17 protein-coding genes, 1 tRNA gene and 2 pseudogenes are annotated in these 16502 nt (G+C 62.9%); 6 read left to right on the top strand and 14 right to left on the bottom strand.

Features of this window, described 5'->3' with window-relative positions; all coding sequences use genetic code 11:
• Positions 1–3: 3 nt before the first annotated feature.
• From PVT71_RS13455 to PVT71_RS13490, 8 genes are all read right to left on the bottom strand, one after another.
• Entirely contained in the window at positions 4–780 is a 777-nt protein-coding gene (locus tag PVT71_RS13455; RefSeq protein ID WP_353472295.1) for an enoyl-CoA hydratase-related protein, read from the bottom strand.
• A gap of 76 nt (positions 781–856) precedes the next feature.
• The gene (locus PVT71_RS13460; protein ID WP_353472296.1) at positions 857–1366 is read right to left on the bottom strand and encodes a DUF2087 domain-containing protein; all 510 of its coding nucleotides are present in this window, start codon (positions 1364–1366) and stop codon (positions 857–859) included.
• A 180-nt stretch (positions 1367–1546) separates the two neighbouring features.
• Complete coding sequence (locus tag PVT71_RS13465; protein ID WP_353472297.1) at positions 1547–2044, bottom strand: cytochrome c-type biogenesis protein; 498 nt, start codon at positions 2042–2044, stop codon at positions 1547–1549.
• Entirely contained in the window at positions 2041–4008 is a 1968-nt protein-coding gene (locus tag PVT71_RS13470; protein WP_353472298.1) for a heme lyase CcmF/NrfE family subunit, read from the bottom strand. The genes PVT71_RS13465 and PVT71_RS13470 overlap by 4 nt, the downstream gene beginning before the upstream one ends.
• A gap of 86 nt (positions 4009–4094) precedes the next feature.
• Positions 4095–4646 carry a GNAT family N-acetyltransferase gene (locus tag PVT71_RS13475; RefSeq protein WP_353472299.1) on the bottom strand — a complete coding sequence of 184 codons (552 nt, stop codon included), beginning with the start codon at positions 4644–4646 and terminating at the stop codon, positions 4095–4097.
• A gap of 114 nt (positions 4647–4760) precedes the next feature.
• Positions 4761–5030, bottom strand: a complete 270-nt coding sequence (gene rpmA, locus PVT71_RS13480) for a 50S ribosomal protein L27 (protein ID WP_353472300.1) — start codon at positions 5028–5030, stop codon at positions 4761–4763.
• Between the two features lie 22 nt (positions 5031–5052).
• Positions 5053–5616 carry a 50S ribosomal protein L21 gene (rplU, locus tag PVT71_RS13485; protein WP_353472301.1) on the bottom strand — a complete coding sequence of 188 codons (564 nt, stop codon included), beginning with the start codon at positions 5614–5616 and terminating at the stop codon, positions 5053–5055.
• A gap of 268 nt (positions 5617–5884) precedes the next feature.
• Positions 5885–6694: a DUF2059 domain-containing protein gene (locus tag PVT71_RS13490; protein ID WP_353472302.1), complete on the bottom strand. Its 810-nt coding sequence runs from the start codon at positions 6692–6694 to the stop codon at positions 5885–5887.
• A gap of 185 nt (positions 6695–6879) precedes the next feature.
• Between PVT71_RS13490 and PVT71_RS13495 the strand changes: the two genes are divergently transcribed.
• Positions 6880–6969: transfer RNA gene (locus PVT71_RS13495), tRNA-Ser, on the top strand.
• A 238-nt stretch (positions 6970–7207) separates the two neighbouring features.
• On the opposite strand, the gene PVT71_RS13500 is transcribed toward PVT71_RS13495, so the two are convergent.
• Positions 7208–7738, bottom strand: a complete 531-nt coding sequence (locus PVT71_RS13500) for a hypothetical protein (RefSeq protein ID WP_353472303.1) — start codon at positions 7736–7738, stop codon at positions 7208–7210.
• An 839-nt stretch (positions 7739–8577) separates the two neighbouring features.
• Here PVT71_RS13500 and PVT71_RS13505 point away from each other — a divergent pair.
• The 5 genes and pseudogenes from PVT71_RS13505 to PVT71_RS13525 all read left to right on the top strand — a co-directional run bounded on the left by PVT71_RS13505 (position 8578) and on the right by PVT71_RS13525 (position 13111).
• Positions 8578–10050, top strand: coding sequence for a TIR domain-containing protein (locus tag PVT71_RS13505; RefSeq protein WP_353472304.1), 1473 nt, complete (start codon positions 8578–8580; stop codon positions 10048–10050).
• A 27-nt stretch (positions 10051–10077) separates the two neighbouring features.
• Positions 10078–10248 (top strand): annotated as a pseudogene (locus PVT71_RS13510) (IS5/IS1182 family transposase); the annotation flags it as partial.
• Positions 10249–10548: 300 nt separating this feature from the next.
• Entirely contained in the window at positions 10549–10968 is a 420-nt protein-coding gene (locus tag PVT71_RS13515) for a hypothetical protein (RefSeq protein ID WP_353472305.1), read from the top strand.
• Positions 10968–11879 (top strand): hypothetical protein, encoded by a 912-nt coding sequence (locus PVT71_RS13520; RefSeq protein WP_353472306.1) that lies wholly within the window; start codon positions 10968–10970, stop codon positions 11877–11879. The genes PVT71_RS13515 and PVT71_RS13520 overlap by 1 nt, the downstream gene beginning before the upstream one ends.
• Positions 11876–13111: a PEP-utilizing enzyme gene (locus PVT71_RS13525; protein WP_353472307.1), complete on the top strand. Its 1236-nt coding sequence runs from the start codon at positions 11876–11878 to the stop codon at positions 13109–13111. Before PVT71_RS13520 ends, PVT71_RS13525 begins: the two co-directional genes overlap by 4 nt.
• A gap of 304 nt (positions 13112–13415) precedes the next feature.
• Here the strand turns inward: PVT71_RS13525 and PVT71_RS13530 are convergent.
• The 5 genes and pseudogenes from PVT71_RS13530 to PVT71_RS13550 all read right to left on the bottom strand — a co-directional run bounded on the left by PVT71_RS13530 (position 13416) and on the right by PVT71_RS13550 (position 16148).
• Positions 13416–14353: pseudogene (locus tag PVT71_RS13530) on the bottom strand (transposase).
• A 213-nt stretch (positions 14354–14566) separates the two neighbouring features.
• A complete protein-coding gene (locus tag PVT71_RS13535; RefSeq protein WP_353472308.1) occupies positions 14567–14818 on the bottom strand; it encodes a hypothetical protein in 252 nt (83 codons plus the stop codon).
• Between the two features lie 35 nt (positions 14819–14853).
• Positions 14854–15084, bottom strand: a complete 231-nt coding sequence (locus PVT71_RS13540; protein WP_353472309.1) for a hypothetical protein — start codon at positions 15082–15084, stop codon at positions 14854–14856.
• A 99-nt stretch (positions 15085–15183) separates the two neighbouring features.
• Entirely contained in the window at positions 15184–15474 is a 291-nt protein-coding gene (locus PVT71_RS13545; RefSeq protein WP_353472310.1) for a DUF6527 family protein, read from the bottom strand.
• Positions 15471–16148 (bottom strand): glycoside hydrolase family 108 protein, encoded by a 678-nt coding sequence (locus PVT71_RS13550; RefSeq protein ID WP_353472311.1) that lies wholly within the window; start codon positions 16146–16148, stop codon positions 15471–15473. Before PVT71_RS13550 ends, PVT71_RS13545 begins: the two co-directional genes overlap by 4 nt.
• Positions 16149–16502: the final 354 nt, after the last annotated feature.

The raw sequence follows: 16502 nt of genomic DNA on the forward strand, positions 1-16502 counted from the left end.
GGCTCAGCGCCCCTCGAACTTCGCGGGGCGCTTTTCGTGGAAGGCGACGACGCCCTCCTTGAAGTCCCGCGTCATGCCGCATTCGCCCTGCAGCTGCGCCTCGAGCACGAGCTGGCTGTCGAAATCCTTCTCGAAGGCGCCGCGGATGGCGCGTTTGATGCGGGCATAGGCCTCGGACGGGCCCTGCGCCAGATGCGCGGCGCGGGACTTCCAGACCGCCTCGAACTCGGCATCGGGAACGGCCTCCCAGATCATCCCCCAGCGCTCAGCCTGCGCCGCGCTGATGCGGTCGGCGAAGAGCGCCGCGCCCATGGCCTTGGCGATGCCCATCTGCCGCGGCAGCAGCCATGTCCCGCCCGCGTCGGGCATGAGGCCGATGCGGGTGAAGGCCTGCATGAAGAAGGCGCTCTCGGCGGCGATCACCACGTCGGCGGCCAGCGCGAGGTTCGCGCCCGCGCCTGCGGCGGCACCGTTCACCGCGGCGATGGTCGGCCGTGGGCAATCGACGATGGCGTTGAGCATCGGCATGTACTCGTCGCGCAGCACCCGCTCGAGGTCGATGCTGGCGGCGGTCTCGCGGTCGCCGAGATCCTGCCCCGAGCAGAAGGCGCGCCCTTCGCCCGTCAGCACGACCACGCGCGCCTCCTTGCCCCCTGCCTGGATCGCATGGGTCAGCTCGGCGCGCATCGGGGCCGAGAGGGCGTTCATCACGTCGGGCCGCGCGAGGGTGATCAGCGCGATGTCGCCTTCGATCTCGTAGCGGATGGTCTCGTAGTGCATGGGCTCCTCCGGGCTGCGGTCTGCGCGCGGGAACTCTCTCCCGCGCGCGCCCGGGGTGCAAGCCCCGGCCCCGGTTTCAGCGCCGCGCCAGCGCCGCGATCAGCGCCAGCGCCTCGGCGGGCGGGCGGGTCTCGACGCGGGTGTAGACCGCGCCGTCGGCGGTGCGGTCCAGCATCCGGTTCTCGACCATGCTGCGGCGGATCTGCGCGGCGTCGCGAAAGGCGCTGAGCGCGTCGATGCGGGCGCTGATCCCGCGCTCGGTGAAGCTCTGGCGCGGCGGGATGCGGGCCCAGAGCGGCCAGAGGCAGAGCGCCTGCATCGCCGTGCGGCCGGGAAAGCGCAGCAAGAGCCCCTGCCCGTCGAAATGGCGCAGCGCCCGGGCAACGTGCTTCGGGTCCGCCTTGGGCGCAGGCGCCACCACGGCGCGCAGGTGCTGGTAGTTGCGATAGCCCGCGGCCTTGGCGATCAGCCCCAGCATCTCTTGGTGCGAGGGCGGCGCGTCGAGCTCGGCGCGCAGCGCACGGGCAAAACCCGACAGGTCGTCGATGGCAAGCGGGATATATTCCCGTTTCAGGGAATCACTCATCGGATCCTCCAGATCCTCCGGCGCTGCTGCCCGACCCCTGCGGGGCTGGAGATCCGCCCTTGTCCGTCGGGCATCGCCGGAACGTCCGGTGAGATCCACGATCCGAGAGGCAGGTTCAGCGTGCCCGGAAGACCCGGACGGCGGAGACTGGGTGGACTGCCGACCCTCCGCCCGAGGCTATCAGGAGGAGCTGCCCTCGTCCAGAATCCGCTTGAGCCGCGCCGCTTCCTCTGCCGAGAGCCCGGCCTCGGTGCTGGCCTCGGCGCGCGAGCGGCCGCGCAGGTAGACCGCCGCGAGGATCAGCGCCAGCACGAAGAGGATCGGCCCCGCGGCCCAGAGCAGCCAGTTCCAGCCGCGCGTGGTGGGCTGGAGCAGCACGAACTCGCCGTAGCGGTCGACGAGGTAGGCCACCGCCTCGTCGTCCGTATCGCCGGCCACCAGCCGCTCGCGCACGAGAAGGCGCAGGTCGCGGGCGAGCGCGGCGTTGGAATCGTCGATGTTCTCGTTCTGGCAGACGAGGCAGCGCAGGTGCTTCGAGAGGTCCCGCGCCCGCGCCTCGAGCGCGGGATCCGAGAGCATCTCGTCGGGTTGCACGGCGAAGACCGGCAGGGCCTGCGCCAGCGGCAGCGCGAGCAGCGCCAGCAGCAGCAGCGCGCGGAAGGGCTTCAGCAGGGTCATTCCGCCGGCACTCCGCGCGCCGGGGCCTGTTTCCGCGCGCCGGCGGCAACACGGAAGCGACGGTCCGACAGGCTCAGCGCGCCGCCGATCGCCATGAGGATCGCCCCACCCCAGATCCAGTTGGCCAACGGCTTGACGTAGACCCGCATGGTCCAGCCGCCGCCCGCCTGTGCGTCGCCGAGTACGACGTAGACATCGCGCAGGAAGCCGCCGTCGATGGCCGCCTCGGTCGTCGGCATCCCGGCAACCGGATAGGTGCGCTTCTCGGGGTAGAGATGCGCGATCTCGGCGCCGTTCTTCCGCAGCGAGACCTCGCCCATGTCCGAGAAGTAGTTCGGCCCCTGCACGCGCCTGACGCCGAGCAGCTCGAGCTCGTAGGCGCCGACGGTGTAGGGCTCGTTCAGCTGGGTGACGCGGATGTCCTCCTCCTGCCAGGCCATGAGCCCGGCAACGCCCAGCATGGTGATGCCAAGCCCGCCATGCGCCACCGCCTTGCCCCAGTCGGCGCGTGGCAGCCGCGCGAGACGGCGCCAGTCGCGGCTCTGGCCGATGCGGGTGAGCAGGTCGGTAATCGCGCCCGCCACCAGCCAGGTGCCGAGGAAGACGCCGATCGGCCCCATCAGGCTGCGGCCGGTCTGCATCGCCCAGACCAGCCCCGCGAGCGCCAGCGCCAGACCCAGAGCGGGCAGCAGCTGCTGCACGGCGCGGCCGATCTTGCCGCGCTTCCAGCTGATCATCCCGCCGATCGGCAGGATCAGCCCCAGGAGCACCATAAAGGGGGTGAAGGCCATGTTGAAGAAGGGTGCCCCGACCGAGAGCTTGCGGCCGAACAGCATCTCGGCGACGAGCGGCCAGAGCGTGCCGGTGAAGACGACGAAGCAGGCGACGGCGAGCAGGATGTTGTTCACCACCAGCGCCGACTCGCGACTGACGAGACCGAAGACCCCCTTGGCCTGCATCACCCCGGCGCGCGCGGCGTAGAGCGTCAGCGCGCCGCCGGTGAAGAAGACGAGGATGCCGAGGATGAAGACGCCGCGCTGCGGGTCGGAGGCGAAGGCGTGGACCGAAGTGAGCACGCCCGAGCGCACGATGAAGGTGCCGATCAGCGAGAAGCCGAAGGCGAGGATCGCCAGCAGGATCGTCCAGCTCTTCAGCGCCTCGCGCTTTTCGACCACGATGGCGGAATGCAGCAGCGCCGCGGCCAGCAGCCAGGGCATGAACGAGGCGTTCTCGACCGGGTCCCAGAACCAGAAGCCGCCCCAGCCCAGCTCGTAATAGGCCCACCAGGAGCCGAGCGCGATGCCGATGGTCAGGAACACCCAGCTGAGCAGCGTCCAGGGCCGCACCCAGCGGCCCCAGGCGGCGTCGACCCGGCCCTCGATCAGCGCGGCGACCGCGAAGCTGAAGCAGATCGAGAGGCCGACGTAACCGAGGTAGAGGAAGGGCGGATGGAAGGCGAGCCCCGGGTCCTGCAGCAGCGGGTTCAGGTCCTGCCCGTCGAAGGGCGGCACGGCGAGGCGCAGGAAGGGGTTCGACGTGAAGAGGATGAAGGCGAAGAAGGCCACGCCCACCGCCGCCTGTACCGCGAGGACGCGCGCGCGCAGGGTCGGCGGCAGGTTGCCCCCGAACCAGGCGGCCATCGCGCCGAAGAGCGACAGGATCAGCACCCAGAGCAGCATCGAGCCCTCGTGGTTCCCCCAGACGCCGCTGATCTTGTAGAGCATCGGCTTGGCGGAATGCGAGTTCATCACCACCAGGCGCAGCGAGAAGTCCGAGGTGATGAAGGCGTGCATCAGCGCGCCGAAGGACAGCGCGACAAGCAGGAACTGCGCCGTGGCGGCGGGCTCGGCGACGGCCATCCAGCCGGGCCAGCGTTTCTGCGCCCCGATCATCGGCACCACCGCCTGCACGCAGGCGACGAGGAAGGCGAGGATGAGCGCGAAATGTCCGAATTCGGTGATCATGTGTCCGCTTATACGAGGCAAGCGAACGCCCGGCCAACGGAATTCGTCGGCCGGGCGGGATCACTTTGTCGCGGGCGGAGCCGGGCTCAGTCCATGCGGCGCAGGTAGGTCCATGTGGGCACTGCGGAATTGCGCGCCACCGAGAAGGCCTCGGCGTCGCCGATGTACTCGAAACCGCAGTTGGTCAGCACCCGCGCCGAGGCGGCGTTGTCCTGGAAGACCGAGGCGAACATCGTGTCGCTGCCGAAGGGGTTGGCCTGCACCAGCGCGCGCACCGCTTCCGAGGCATGGCCGGTGTTCCAGAACGGCGGCGCGACCCAGTAGCCGATCTCGGCCTGGTTGCCGTCGGTGAGACGCTCGAGCGAGATCAGCCCCATCACCTCGGCGCCGCCCTGCTCGGAGGCGTCCATCGCCCAGACGTCCTCGACCCGCTTGGGATCGGTGGCGCGGCTGATGAAGGCCTCGGTCGCGCCCGGCGGAAGCGGGTGCGGAATCGAGGTGGTCATGCGCGCGAGGCGCACCTCCGAGGTGTAGTGTGCGATCATGCCCGCATCCGAGCGGCGCAGCGGCCGCAGCAGGAAGCGGGGTGTCTCGATGACCGGTTGCGCGGTCAGCTGGTCGTCTTCGGCCAGACTCATCGTCTTTCTCCTCTTGTCGCGAGAATTCCCGCGGGCCGCTTCGTCTCCTCCCCGAAACGGAGAAGGGGACCGGCCCGTGCCGATCCCCCCCAATTTTTTCGATCCGGGATCGGCTTACTCAGCAGCCTCCGCCACCGGCAGGACGGATACGAAGGTGCGGCCCTTCAGGCCCTTGTGGAACTTGACCGAACCTTCGGCCACGGCAAAGATCGTGTGATCCCGGCCCATGTCCACGCCTTCGCCCGGCCAGAACTTGGTGCCGCGCTGACGGATGATGATGTTGCCCGGAATGGCCGCCTGGCCACCGTAGAGTTTCACGCCGAGACGGCGGCCGATCGAGTCGCGGCCGTTACGGGAGCTACCGCCTGCTTTTTTATGTGCCATGGGTTTGTCTCCTTAATGTCTATCAGGCCAGGGTCTTGGCCTGCTCGACCCACTCGGGCTTCACCTTCACGGCGTCGAAGCTCTCGGGGTCAACGGCTGCGAGCTGTGCGAAGGTGGTGATGCCAGCTTCGTTCAGCTTCTTGGCGGCGGCGGGGCCGACACCGGTGATCTGGGTCAGATCGTCGCCTGCGGCGGCTGCAGCTGCCTTCGGAGCAGCGGCTTTCGGTGCGGAGGCGGCGCCAGCGGCGGCCTTCACGCCGGTGCCTTCGGCGCCGGATGCGAGGATCTCGGTCACGCGCAGCAGGGTGAGCTGCTGGCGGTGGCCGCGGGTACGCTGCGAGCCGTGCTTACGGCGGCGCTTGATGAAGCTGATGACCTTGTCGCCCTTGATCTGGTCGATCACGGTCGCCTGGACGGCTGCACCGGACACCAGCGGAGCACCGACGGTGACCTTGTCGCCGCCGAGGATCAGGATTTCGTTGAACTGAACGGTTTCACCCGCATCTGCAGCCAGCTTTTCCACGCGGAGCACGTCGCCCGCCTGGACCTTGTATTGCTTGCCGCCGGTTTTCATCACCGCGAACATCTGCGTCTTCCTTTGTCTACCGCGTCCTGAGGCGCCCCGGTATGTCGGGGACTTCGTGGTGCGGGTCGGCCCGCTCCGCCGTCGAACAGCGCGCCCTTTCGGGCTGTATGGATGTAAGAATCGAAAGCGGGGCGCGCAATGGCCCCGTCACGAGGCCCGGCTTATCGGGGCAAATTGCCCATGTGTCAACCCGCGCAGGGCGGTTTTTCCACCGGTTTGCACCGGTTTTCGCGCCCCGTGCGCCTGCGCCCTGCCCGGCGCGCCGCGCTCAGAGATCCTGCGCCATCATCTCGCGCGCCGCGGCGAGCCCCAGCCCGTAGGAGATTTCCTCGTACATGTGGTTGAACCCGGCAAAGAGCGCGCGGTTCAGCGCCATGCCTTCGGGAGTCGCCGAGATGTCGGTATAGGCGTCGAGCTCCGCGTCCGAAAGCGGCTCGTAGGCCTTCAGCAGGTAGGCATAGAGCCATTCACGCGTGTCGCTGCGCGTGGCCTCCTCCTGCATCCAGACCTCCTCGACGATTTCCGGCTCGGTCATCTCGAGCCCGCCGCCATCCACCAGCCCGAGGTAGAACTGGAAGCTGGAGTTGAGCGCGCCGACCACGTTGGTCTCGAGCAGGTCGTTGGCCGCGACGAAGCGGTCGAGCCGGTCGAGTCGCGAATCCTGCCCGACCTCGCGCCTGCGCAGCGCGTCGCGCGCCTCGGCCTCGACCGCCTCGTCGATCATCTCGCGCCGCGCGCCGAGCTCGAGATCGACCACCTTCTGCCCCTCGTCGCTGGTGAAATAGGCCAGCAGGGGCGTCACGTCGGTGTCGCCGAGGCTCTGCGCGAATCCGGTCCGCACCACCTCCTCCATCGCCTCGGGCGCATAGAGCCGGTCGATCGACTGGCGCCAGTTCGCGCTCTCGCCGGCCGGAAGCATGTCCTTGGCGAGGTCGGCGGCATAGCCGCGCCCCTCCTCGCGCATGATCTCGACCAGATCGTGGATCTTCATCGCGTCCAGCAACGCATCGACGGGATCGGCGTGAACGGGCATGGCGCAAAGGAAGACGGCGGCGCAGGCGGCAAGGCGCGAGAACATGGGCAGGGGGTACTCCGGGTCTGACAGGCCTGAAGCCTAGGGCGCGTCCCGGCCAATTGAAAGGTGACCAAAACCGCCGGTGGCGGAGCTTCGCCGGAAAAGATTTTCGTCCGGATGAAGAAAGTTGAATTTTCCCTGTTGCACCCCCCCGAGCTTGTCGTTAAACGGCCCCCCACGACCCCCGCGGAGAGGTGCCGGAGCGGTCGAACGGGGCGGTCTCGAAAACCGTTGACCCTGCAAGGGGTCCCAGGGTTCGAATCCCTGTCTCTCCGCCACTTTCCCTTCAACGCCCTGAAAGCGTTGGGAAAGTGACGACCCCGGCGAAAGCCGGAACAGTCTTCCGAACATCGGTGACAAAGCAAGGCTCCCCTTCCGGGGAGCTCTTTGCTTTTGTGCATCCGGCATCTGCCTCGCCCCGCGAAACCCCTGCCCCGAAATGACAAGGCGGCGCGCGGTTTCTTCCGCGCGCCGCCTGGGCCGGGCATGGTCCGCCTAGCCGGGGATGTCCGCGGATCAGGCCACCACGTCGGCTTTCGACCCTTCGCTTCCAGATTCCGTCGCGGCACGCGTGGCCGCGTAGGATTCGGCGCCGCGACGCAGGCGCAGGGCGAGGTCATCCTCCTCGGGCGCCGCCCCCATCTGCGCGATGACCAGCGATTTGACGAAGCTTTCCTGGGTCGAGATCGCCTTGGCGCGGGCCTCGGCCAGCGTGTCCGCCGCGGCGGGCTCCGCCTCGGCCTCGGGCGCGGTGATGGTGATCGAGCCGCCCGCCGCGGACGTGCCACCCCCGGCAGCCTCCGCATCCTGCACCTTCGCGGGCGCGAGGGCCGCGGGCTCGCCGGCCTCGGGCTCGGACCCGGAGTCGGGCGCCGCAGCGAGCGGCGCGATGTCCCCGGCGCCGGAGACCCCGGTCTCCTCGAGTGCCGTTTCCTCTTCAACGGCGGTCGTGCCACCCTGCCCCGAACCCGTGGCGCCCGCGCTCGCGAGCCCGCCGAACAGACCCGAATAGCTGCCCGAACCGAGCCCCGAAATCAAACCGAACATTACATGGACCTTTCTAGTCGATACCCGGCCCTTCTGGGTGCGAAAGAAGGAAGAAATGCGGCGCGGGCGCGGACTCAACACGGCGAGGCCGGGGAGTTTTGACGACAGGTCAACACCTTGGCGCATCCGTACGATGCCTCTGGGCAGCGCGCGTGACGTTTCGGGTCGTCATGTTGAGTGTAGCCCCAGGCCGATCCCGACGCGGCATGACCTCACCACCCCGAGCCGCGCGCGGCAGAGATCGTTTCGGGCGGTTTCGCCTCGTATCAACGCTGCTGGAACGTGCCGAAAATGACCTGAGGAAATCCCCGCAAGTCATTGGTACCCAAGGCCGGACTCGAACCGGCACGCCTCGCGGCGGGGGATTTTGAATTGGGCCAAAAGTGATTTCTTACAATGACATATCTGTGACCCGCTCACTGCAACAAAGCATGAACGAAACTGAAAACCGTGAGCCACATCGGGAAGGTTTGGCGGTAGGAGTTCGACATCCACGCGGACTGACCGAAACCCGAAATCTCAGAATAAAATCAACGCTCATGGGTCCCATTGAGGATGTTACGCGCGCCTAGGAAAATCAATGAGTTACGGAGAAGGTGTCCCACGCCCCTGTGAACCGTAGAGAACTTCGGCGTAAATGAGAGGACATACAACCTAACACTCTGAAGGTATGTGATAACCTCTTCCCACAGGCACCGCGGAACGTCCCAGACAAAACCATAACAAAACACGAACTTTGGAAAAGCTAGAAGACAACCTATAAGCACCTTGAACCACCCACACGCTTTCGTCATTTACTCGTTTCACAAAAGGTGTTTGGTGGAGGGTTCAGAGCGCAAATGGAGTATTTGGAAGATGTTTTCGTAACCGAAGGCGTTCCTCAGTTCACGTTCGTGAAGCCGCCGAACTACACCGCGCTGCTTGTTGACCTGCGCCGCAAGGGCAAGCCTGTCGTCGTCGAAGGGCAATCGGGCACAGGCAAGACCACGACCGTCAAGAAGGCGCTCGCCGAGATTTTCCCCGACAACACTCCCACGCTTCTTACTCCCCGCGAGCCCGCCCACCTTCCGATCATCCAGAGCATCGACGAAAGCTCCGGGGACAAGACTTTCGTCGTCGATGATTTCCATCGGCTCGACAAAGCAACGAAAGGGCGCCTAGCCGACCTCGCAAAGGTGATCGCCGAGCGGGACAACCGCGACGGCCTGCCTAAATTGGTCATTATCGGAATCAACAATGTCGGCTCTGACTTAATCCAAATGGTCCCGGACATCGCGAAGCGTATGGCCATTCACCGCATCGCCCCTGGCACGCCCGATGTGATCACCGAGATGATCACGCTGGGCAGCGGACTGCTGAACATCGAATTCTCTGCGCCCGAAGCGATCATCGAAGATAGCCGGGGCGACTACTGGCTCACCCAGCAGATCTGCCGCACTATCTGCATTGCTTCCGGCGTAGACAAAACTCAACCTGAGAAGCTCGGTATCGAATGGGATCCGGACGAGATCAAGAAGCAGGTCGTAGATACGCTGCATCACAACTACGATCCGGCAGTCCGAGAGTTTTGCCGCGGCCGACGCTTCCGCCCGACGAACGATCCGTACTACAAGCTCCTTAGAGCCGTCTCCGAGCAAGAGCGGTCGAACGTCGATCTGAACGAACTCGCGAATGCTCGACAGGACATCAAGGGCAGCATTAACAACGTCAAAGACCACAGGCTTCGCGTTCTACTTGAACAGAAGGAGGCCTGCGCCCGACTGTTCTACTATGACGCCGACACCAAGAACTTCGCGATCGAAGACCCCGCGCTTTTCTACTACATCCAGAACCTGAACTGGGAAGGGCTGCGCCAGCGTTGCGGCTTCCGCGATGACCCGCGGGATTTTGAGTGGGACGTTGCCATCTCCTTTGCCGGCGAGAACCGCCCACTTGCTGACTTCATCGGCCAGCAACTCCGAGAACTCGACATCTCGGTGTTTTACGACCGCAACTACGAGGACAACTATCTGGGTGGCGTATGGTCACAGCAGTTCAATGAAATTTTTGTAGAGAAATCGCGTATGATCGTCGCCATTCTAGACAATCATCACAAGGAAAAGGTCTGGCCCACCTTCGAGCGCGACTGTTTCACAGTGCGAGTTCCTGCGAAAGAGGTGATCCCCGTGTTCCTTGATAAAACGATCTTCCCAGGCATCCCGACGGACCTCGTGTCTATCCATTTTCAGTATGACGGGGACGTTGACGCACAGAAGGATGCGATCATTGACGACGTCGTCTTGCGCATCGCGGGCAAACTCGACGGCCTTTGAAGCCTAGCAGGCTGCTAAAGAAGTCACGGATACCACCGCCGGAGCCGCATCGAGACAAAGATGCACTGTGTGAAGTTTCTGGGGCAGCGCCTTATGGCGCGGGCCTTCGCCCGTCAGGTCGTTGAACTCCAGGTCCGCATCGCCGTCCTGAACGGATACACCGCGCTCGGCATACCCGTCACGGAAGCTGCGGGATAAGTCCCTCCGGGGAAAGGGGAACCTCGGCCAACACCCGATTTGTCAAACAGAGTCGCCTTTACATACGGACGACCGCGACCTCGACACTACTTGAAAAAGTAGCTTGCCAGAATCGAGCGTGAGACGCAGGCTCGAATGGATACAAAACATTCAGCTGTGTCCAACCTCCCGTGGATTGCAAGGCGATTACCAATCACGGTCAGCACTTGTTAGAACGCCGGGCAAGGAGCGAACACCCTCTCGGACTAAAGGCAATGAGCCCTTCATCGTGGCGCGTAACCTTTGTCAACCGAGAATGGCGTGAAAGTTCCTATATTGAGGAAAGCGCTGGGTGCGGCGAGAGAAATTCCAGTTCATGACGCCAAGATACTATCAAGTCAGTTAATTCCGAAAAAATTACGTAAAAATCTCCAAATCTCTCCAATCTTGAGTTTCACAATAGAGAATTCATCAGGGAAAACCATGGGTGATCACGTTACGCCGATCGATATGAAAATGCCAAACGGCCGTCCGGTTTTGGAGATTCCGTTTGGCACCACTGTAACTGAGATCGAATCAGTTCGCTTTGAAATTGACTCATTGCGGGCCAACGACAGTAGTGAAACCTTTGAGCGCGATCTGCTTGCGCTCGAGACCAAGCTCCGGGACGCATATGCGAAACTCGCCGCCAAAGCAGCAACGAAGGTGGCAATGTGGAAGCCCGGACCTAAGCTTAAATAATGCCACCGACCGCCGAACTAAGGGACGTAGAATTCGTCCGCGCCTTGCGAAAAGAGCTTTGGTTGCCAGCTCTCTCGTTGCGCTTGCCAGAAATTAATGTGCTGCACGTACCACTCATTTATGCGTCGCGCAGCGATCATATATTAAGAGCCTATGTGCTTGCCGTACGCAGTTTTCTCAAACAGGAGTGGGATCAATCTGATCCCACGCTAGTGGTAGATGATCTGGTGCTGCACTTTACACATGCAGCCCTTGAAATCGCGATAACTGCGCGACGAGGAAAAATATATCGCAACGCCGCTCTCATTTCCAAGTTATTGAAGGCTATAGCTGATGCAACACCGCTTCCAGAACACGTTCTGACATTTGAGGCAATGCTTTCAGAAGGAAAAGTCATTAGCGAGACAGACATAAATCAAGCCATCTTCGTTCTCTCGCGCGCGATCGAAGTCAATCTCGCTAATCCTTTCATAGCTGAAGATGCGGCGGACGCCGCAGATCAAGGCTGCCCGCTAAACTTGCCGAAATTTAATCACCTCAGTCTCTACTTGAAGGCCAGAGGACTTCTCCTCGACTCGCCCGATAGCAGCCGAGAGACAAGAGATTTATTCACTGAGCACTTCGGATTTCTAGACCGCGAAACTAGGCATCGAACTAGCTTAGCCGAGGTCGCAACCTATCGAGGAATCCCATCAATCGATACAAGCTCTACGCGGCATGGGGTACTTGATGACGTTTTGATGTTGATGCAGCCTGTAATTTCAGAACTTGACCCATTGGTTTGGATCGACAAACCCGGAGCATTGCTGGAACTCCTCCAATATCAAGAGGAATGGCGCCACTACTGGCAGACCCGCCTCGAGAGAGTTCTCCTAATTACTTTTCGGCAACACGACGAGCGCGTTTCTTGAATACACTCGAGGAATCACCTAAGGCGACCGGCCTGGCGCGGATGGCGGAACTAGGGCTGGACGTACCAACCTTCACCGTTATTAAGTGGCAAGATTTGTGCGATATTGCCGGCGGGAGCAATCCAATTAATACCTTGTCAGCGAGAATAGATTCCGCCTTACCTCCGCTGAGGCCTTCTGAGAATTACCCAGTGAGCATTCGATCCGCATCGCTCCGCGAAGGCGGTGAAAAGTCATCTGCTACCGGCCACTTTAAATCGTTTAATGGCATCACAAATTCAGTGATTGCCGCTCGAGCGGCACTAGAAATTTGGCTCGATCACCAAGAGATTACGGGTGGCGACCCGCGTTGCAGCGTAATTATACAGGAGACAGTGTGCGCCGCTATTTCTGGATTATTACGGATTGATGGAGGCAATGACTTCTATGCTGAGGCTTTCCCTGGCAGCTGTCGCAACATCACAGCCGGAAATGTTAATCCATTCGTATTGAATTTCGTCGGAAAGCGCTGGTCTGTAAACTTACCACAAATCGGAAGCAGGGAAATTTTCTTCGCTGACTGGCGTTTATTTAAAGAAGATGGTCGCTACCTTCCGCCAGGAAGCTCTCTAATTCCCACGACGTGGTTCCCTGTTAGTCGAGTGCGCCTCTACCATAACACAAGAGATGGTGAACTGGTTGTCTACGGCGAGCCGAGAGCAACACATAGGGAAATTCTGGAATTTATTGGGGAAAGACTGACAGTTCTGGGCGCCCAAATCTCATCAGCCCACACCGCTGTCGGATTGGAGTTGGAATGGGCATTTGATCCAAATGGCCGACTGCGCATTCTTCAATTAAAGAAAATCTCTAGAACCACCAAGGGTCACAATAAGGATGGCCCAGTGCAAATCTTGCAGCCGACAGCGTCGGCGGTGAGTAGCAAAGAGAAATGCCTGCTCCAAGGCTTGGCCGGCTCACCCGGGAAATTAAGGGGCGTAATATTCCACGATGACGCGCCAATCGGTGCCGGTGACGTTCTATTCCTGTATGAAGCCAGCACTGCCAATCTCGAGAGAATTCTCTCTAGCAGCGCTATTGTTTCTGCGAAAGGCGGGAGATTGTCACATGTAGCTAGCCTCTGCCGCGAACTCGGAAAGCCCTGCGTGACGGGCATCATTCACGAGTTCATTACCGGAGACGAAGTGGAGGTAGATGGAACGGCGGGCACCGTCCGAATTCTGCGGCGTTGATTAGCGTCGCGCTCTTGGCCTGTGTGTCATAGAATTTTCCAGATGCTCGAACTCAGGTATCAAACTGAGTATCATGAGAAAAAAATCATAACGACGGCTTTTGACTGATTTCTGCCGGCGCAATGTTGCAGTATTGCAGGTAGCTCTTTGCGCCGCGTGTCCCGTCCAAGTGTTATGCTGGGCATATGCTTCTAGCCAATTAGTAGGCCACTGAAAAAGTCAGCTGGGAGCAACGATGTCCCTTGAGCTGGAGCTCGATGCACCCAGGTGTGCGAGGAGGCAGTCCGAGTAGCCGCTTTCCGGCTCAGGTGGCGAGCAGTTTCGGCAGCCTCGCGAGGTTGCGGGCCGCCATGGCCAAGGTGAAGCGGGCCCGCACACGTTCGATGCCGCGATACAGGGTCTGCGCCATGCCGCCCACGGTTTCGACCCAGCCGAAAGGTTCCTCGATCTTCTTCCGGCGCCGCTGCGATTGGGCGTAGCCGGGGTGCTGGGCGGTTCTGCCGTCGATGGCGGAGTGTCGGGACTTCTGGGCGACATGCGGCGTGACCACCATTTGGCGCAGCTCGGCGACGAAGTCCGCGCTGTCGTAACCGCGGTCCGCTGCCAGGGTTAGGCGCCGGGTCGATCCCGGCGAGTGGCGGTGAAGCATGTCGATGGCAGCACGCCGCGCGGCGTGGCCGTCCGCCCGCGTCAGGTCGGACTGCACGATCAGGCCGGAGCGGTTCTCCATCAGGCGGCCTTCGCCCGTTCAGTGCTGCGAAAGCGGTGCTTTCGCGGACGCATCTCACCCATGAAGCACAGCATGGCGCTGGCGCCGGGGGACTTCTTGAACAGGCGGGCCTCCGGATTGGTTATCGAAGCATGGGTCGCGTTCGACCGTCGTTCGCCACGGAGGTCGACTTCGGCGTTGCGGTTACGGCGTGTGGGGCGGGTCATCGGGTCGGGCTCGGCGTTGGACTGGTCAGAGGAGGATGCGGGCGGCGCCGCTGCCATCTGGTGGATCGCCGGGACCCTCGCCCTGCCCGACGTCGCTTCTTCCTTCGGCTGGAAACTCTTCATAGACGCCCAGGCCTTCACCAGGGTTCCGTCGACCGCGAAAAGATCGTCCAAGAGCAGCGGCGCCACCTCGCGATGCGCCAGGATGGCGGCCATGATCTTGCGCAGCGGGTGTCGCGCCAGAACGCGCTCCTCGAGATCGACGCAGCTGAATAGCGAGCCCGTCGCCTGATCTGATCCACGCATCCCACACTCCGACTCATCGTAGTGGCGACGGTGAATCATGTACCACGTCAGACGTCGAGGAAGGAGTTTTTCAGCGGCCTGTTAGGCCTGGCTGAAGGATTCACTGCGCTAGCCACGAAAAGTAGCCCAGAACTGCAAGCGTTTGAACGGTCCTAGTCCAGAAGTTCCGGATCACTCATCCCGCCGCCGTACTTCGTACAGCGCCGCCTCCATTCACTCAGCGAGGCCCTGCTCCGGCGCTCCAGACTGCGCGAGCCACATCCAACTGCGCTCGAAACCCTGAAGCATGGCCGCGTAGATGCGACCGACCGGACGCTCATCCCTGAGTATTTCCCAGTCGTTATAGACGTCGTCCCGGCTCGCCACCATCGTTCGTCTGCGCGTCCATATGGGAGATGAGATAAAGGCAGCGCAGAAAGGAAAAGCCCGGCGGAAGGCCGGGCAGTCTGGGAAGTAAAAGGACATGGTCCTGTCTTTGCCGGAGATCAGCGTGGCCCCAGTCAAGTCTTCCCGCCAAGCGCCTTGACCCAGCGCGACCAGGCGAAGGTGCTGCCGGAGACCAGCCCCCAGATCACCACCGCCGCGGCGATCGAGGCGGCGTTGACGTCAATGCTGAGGATTCCGCTCGCCTTGTCGAAGTCGGCGAAGGGCAGCGTGGCCGCGAGGCCGGCCAGCGGCAGGAGGATGAAGACGCGCAGCAGCAGCGCGATCTGTCCGGTGAGGTTCAGCATGGGAATGTCCTTTCGGGTAGCGCTCTCGGCGCGGAGGGAAGCGGCGCGCGGCCGCGGAACGCACCAGCGCCAGTCGCCGGTCAGTGATCGGGATAAGGATCAGCACGGGCGCCAGACTCCCGCCTGGAGCCAGCCGTGCCAGTGGCTTTGCCAGTTGACCGAGGGCGCGAGCTCGGGCGCCTCGCTCGAGCCGTTCCAGCACCAGCTCGGACCGTGCCTCGGCTTGAAGCCGTTGCCGATCTTCAGCACCGAGGTCTCGCCGCAGCCGCAGGGGCAGAAGAAGAGGAATCTCTGCTCGCCATCCTCTTCCGGCCCGCTGATCCAGAACGAGCCAGGGAGCCGATCCTCGAGGAAACGGTTGCGGTCGCGGTAGTGGGCGGCCCGGGTCATGCCGGAACCGCCTTGCCGAAGACGGAAGAGAGAAAGCGCAGGAGCGCGGCTAATAGGTCGGTCTCACCGAAGGCCTTCGCGTGGGCACCGTCCTCAAAAGCCTTGGGCGCGGGGATGCTGGCCGAGCTGCGCGCGAGCATCACGCCCCGGTCGACCACGCCGTAGTCACTCTCCTGCACGCCCTCGTGCGCGCCCATGACCCGGCGGGTCCAGCCGGTGCCAAAGGTGGCGAAGGCCCTCAGGGTGCGCATCCAGCGCAGGCGCCTGGAGCAGAGCGCCACGACGAGCTGCGCGGGGTCGCGCTCGAGGATCGCCGCGAGGGTGCGCATCCCCATGACCCCATCCGCCTCAGTGCCGACGAGCTCCTGAACGAAGCGCACCGCGCGCGCCGGGCCGGAGTTCACCGCGAAATCGTAGAGCGCGTAGTCGACGCCGGCCGGGAGCCGGTCGCCCCAGACCTTGTCCCAGTATTGCTCGCGATAGATCGCGTCGCGTTCGCGGGCCTCGAGGAGGCGCACGTCGCGCGCGGGCAGACCCATGACCTTGCGCCAGGCGTCATAGGTCCGCTGGGTGATGCCCTGGTTGGTGGCGCCGCCCGGGTCTTTCGGGTGGTTCACGAGTCCTCCCTCGTGGATCAGGAGCCACGGCTGGCAGGTGTCGAAAGTCGCGCGCATGTGGTTCTCCCATGCGAATGGGCCCGCGCCATGGCGGGCGTGAAGAAAGCGAAAAAAGTCGTGGGATGTGGCGGTGATCGCGGCGGGTGAGCGTGACTTCTGGGAGGGTGTGCAGCTTCAGCTGCCCCGGATCTTCACCGCCCAATGCTCCGCCGCGCTCGCCCTGCCCTGAGGTAATCGCTTGATAACCGGCATCCGAGCCGCACCTTTGGCTTGGGCGTGGCAACCAATCCGCCTCGGCTTCGCGTCAAGTTGACGAGGCACATGCCACGCCCACCCTCGACAAGCGGCTCTCTGCTCACCGCGCCTGTTCGCAGGAACCCGACGCGGTCCCGCGGGTTTGCCCGTGGAGCG

The sequence above is a fragment of the Salipiger sp. H15 genome (assembly GCF_040409955.1).
Lineage (GTDB): Bacteria > Pseudomonadota > Alphaproteobacteria > Rhodobacterales > Rhodobacteraceae > Salipiger.

Coding starts and splice junctions, on each gene's coding strand:
- PVT71_RS13455 (WP_353472295.1), bottom strand. CDS start 780: ATGCACTACGAGACCATCCGCTACGAGATCGAAGGCGACATCGCGCTG.
- PVT71_RS13460 (WP_353472296.1), bottom strand. CDS start 1,366: ATGAGTGATTCCCTGAAACGGGAATATATCCCGCTTGCCATCGACGAC.
- PVT71_RS13465 (WP_353472297.1), bottom strand. CDS start 2,044: ATGACCCTGCTGAAGCCCTTCCGCGCGCTGCTGCTGCTGGCGCTGCTC.
- PVT71_RS13470 (WP_353472298.1), bottom strand. CDS start 4,008: ATGATCACCGAATTCGGACATTTCGCGCTCATCCTCGCCTTCCTCGTC.
- PVT71_RS13475 (WP_353472299.1), bottom strand. CDS start 4,646: ATGAGTCTGGCCGAAGACGACCAGCTGACCGCGCAACCGGTCATCGAG.
- rpmA (WP_353472300.1), bottom strand. CDS start 5,030: ATGGCACATAAAAAAGCAGGCGGTAGCTCCCGTAACGGCCGCGACTCG.
- rplU (WP_353472301.1), bottom strand. CDS start 5,616: ATGTTCGCGGTGATGAAAACCGGCGGCAAGCAATACAAGGTCCAGGCG.
- PVT71_RS13490 (WP_353472302.1), bottom strand. CDS start 6,694: ATGTTCTCGCGCCTTGCCGCCTGCGCCGCCGTCTTCCTTTGCGCCATG.
- PVT71_RS13500 (WP_353472303.1), bottom strand. CDS start 7,738: ATGTTCGGTTTGATTTCGGGGCTCGGTTCGGGCAGCTATTCGGGTCTG.
- PVT71_RS13505 (WP_353472304.1), top strand. CDS start 8,578: ATGGAGTATTTGGAAGATGTTTTCGTAACCGAAGGCGTTCCTCAGTTC.
- PVT71_RS13520 (WP_353472306.1), top strand. CDS start 10,968: ATGCCACCGACCGCCGAACTAAGGGACGTAGAATTCGTCCGCGCCTTG.
- PVT71_RS13535 (WP_353472308.1), bottom strand. CDS start 14,818: ATGTCCTTTTACTTCCCAGACTGCCCGGCCTTCCGCCGGGCTTTTCCT.
- PVT71_RS13540 (WP_353472309.1), bottom strand. CDS start 15,084: ATGCTGAACCTCACCGGACAGATCGCGCTGCTGCTGCGCGTCTTCATC.
- PVT71_RS13545 (WP_353472310.1), bottom strand. CDS start 15,474: ATGACCCGGGCCGCCCACTACCGCGACCGCAACCGTTTCCTCGAGGAT.
- PVT71_RS13550 (WP_353472311.1), bottom strand. CDS start 16,148: ATGCGCGCGACTTTCGACACCTGCCAGCCGTGGCTCCTGATCCACGAG.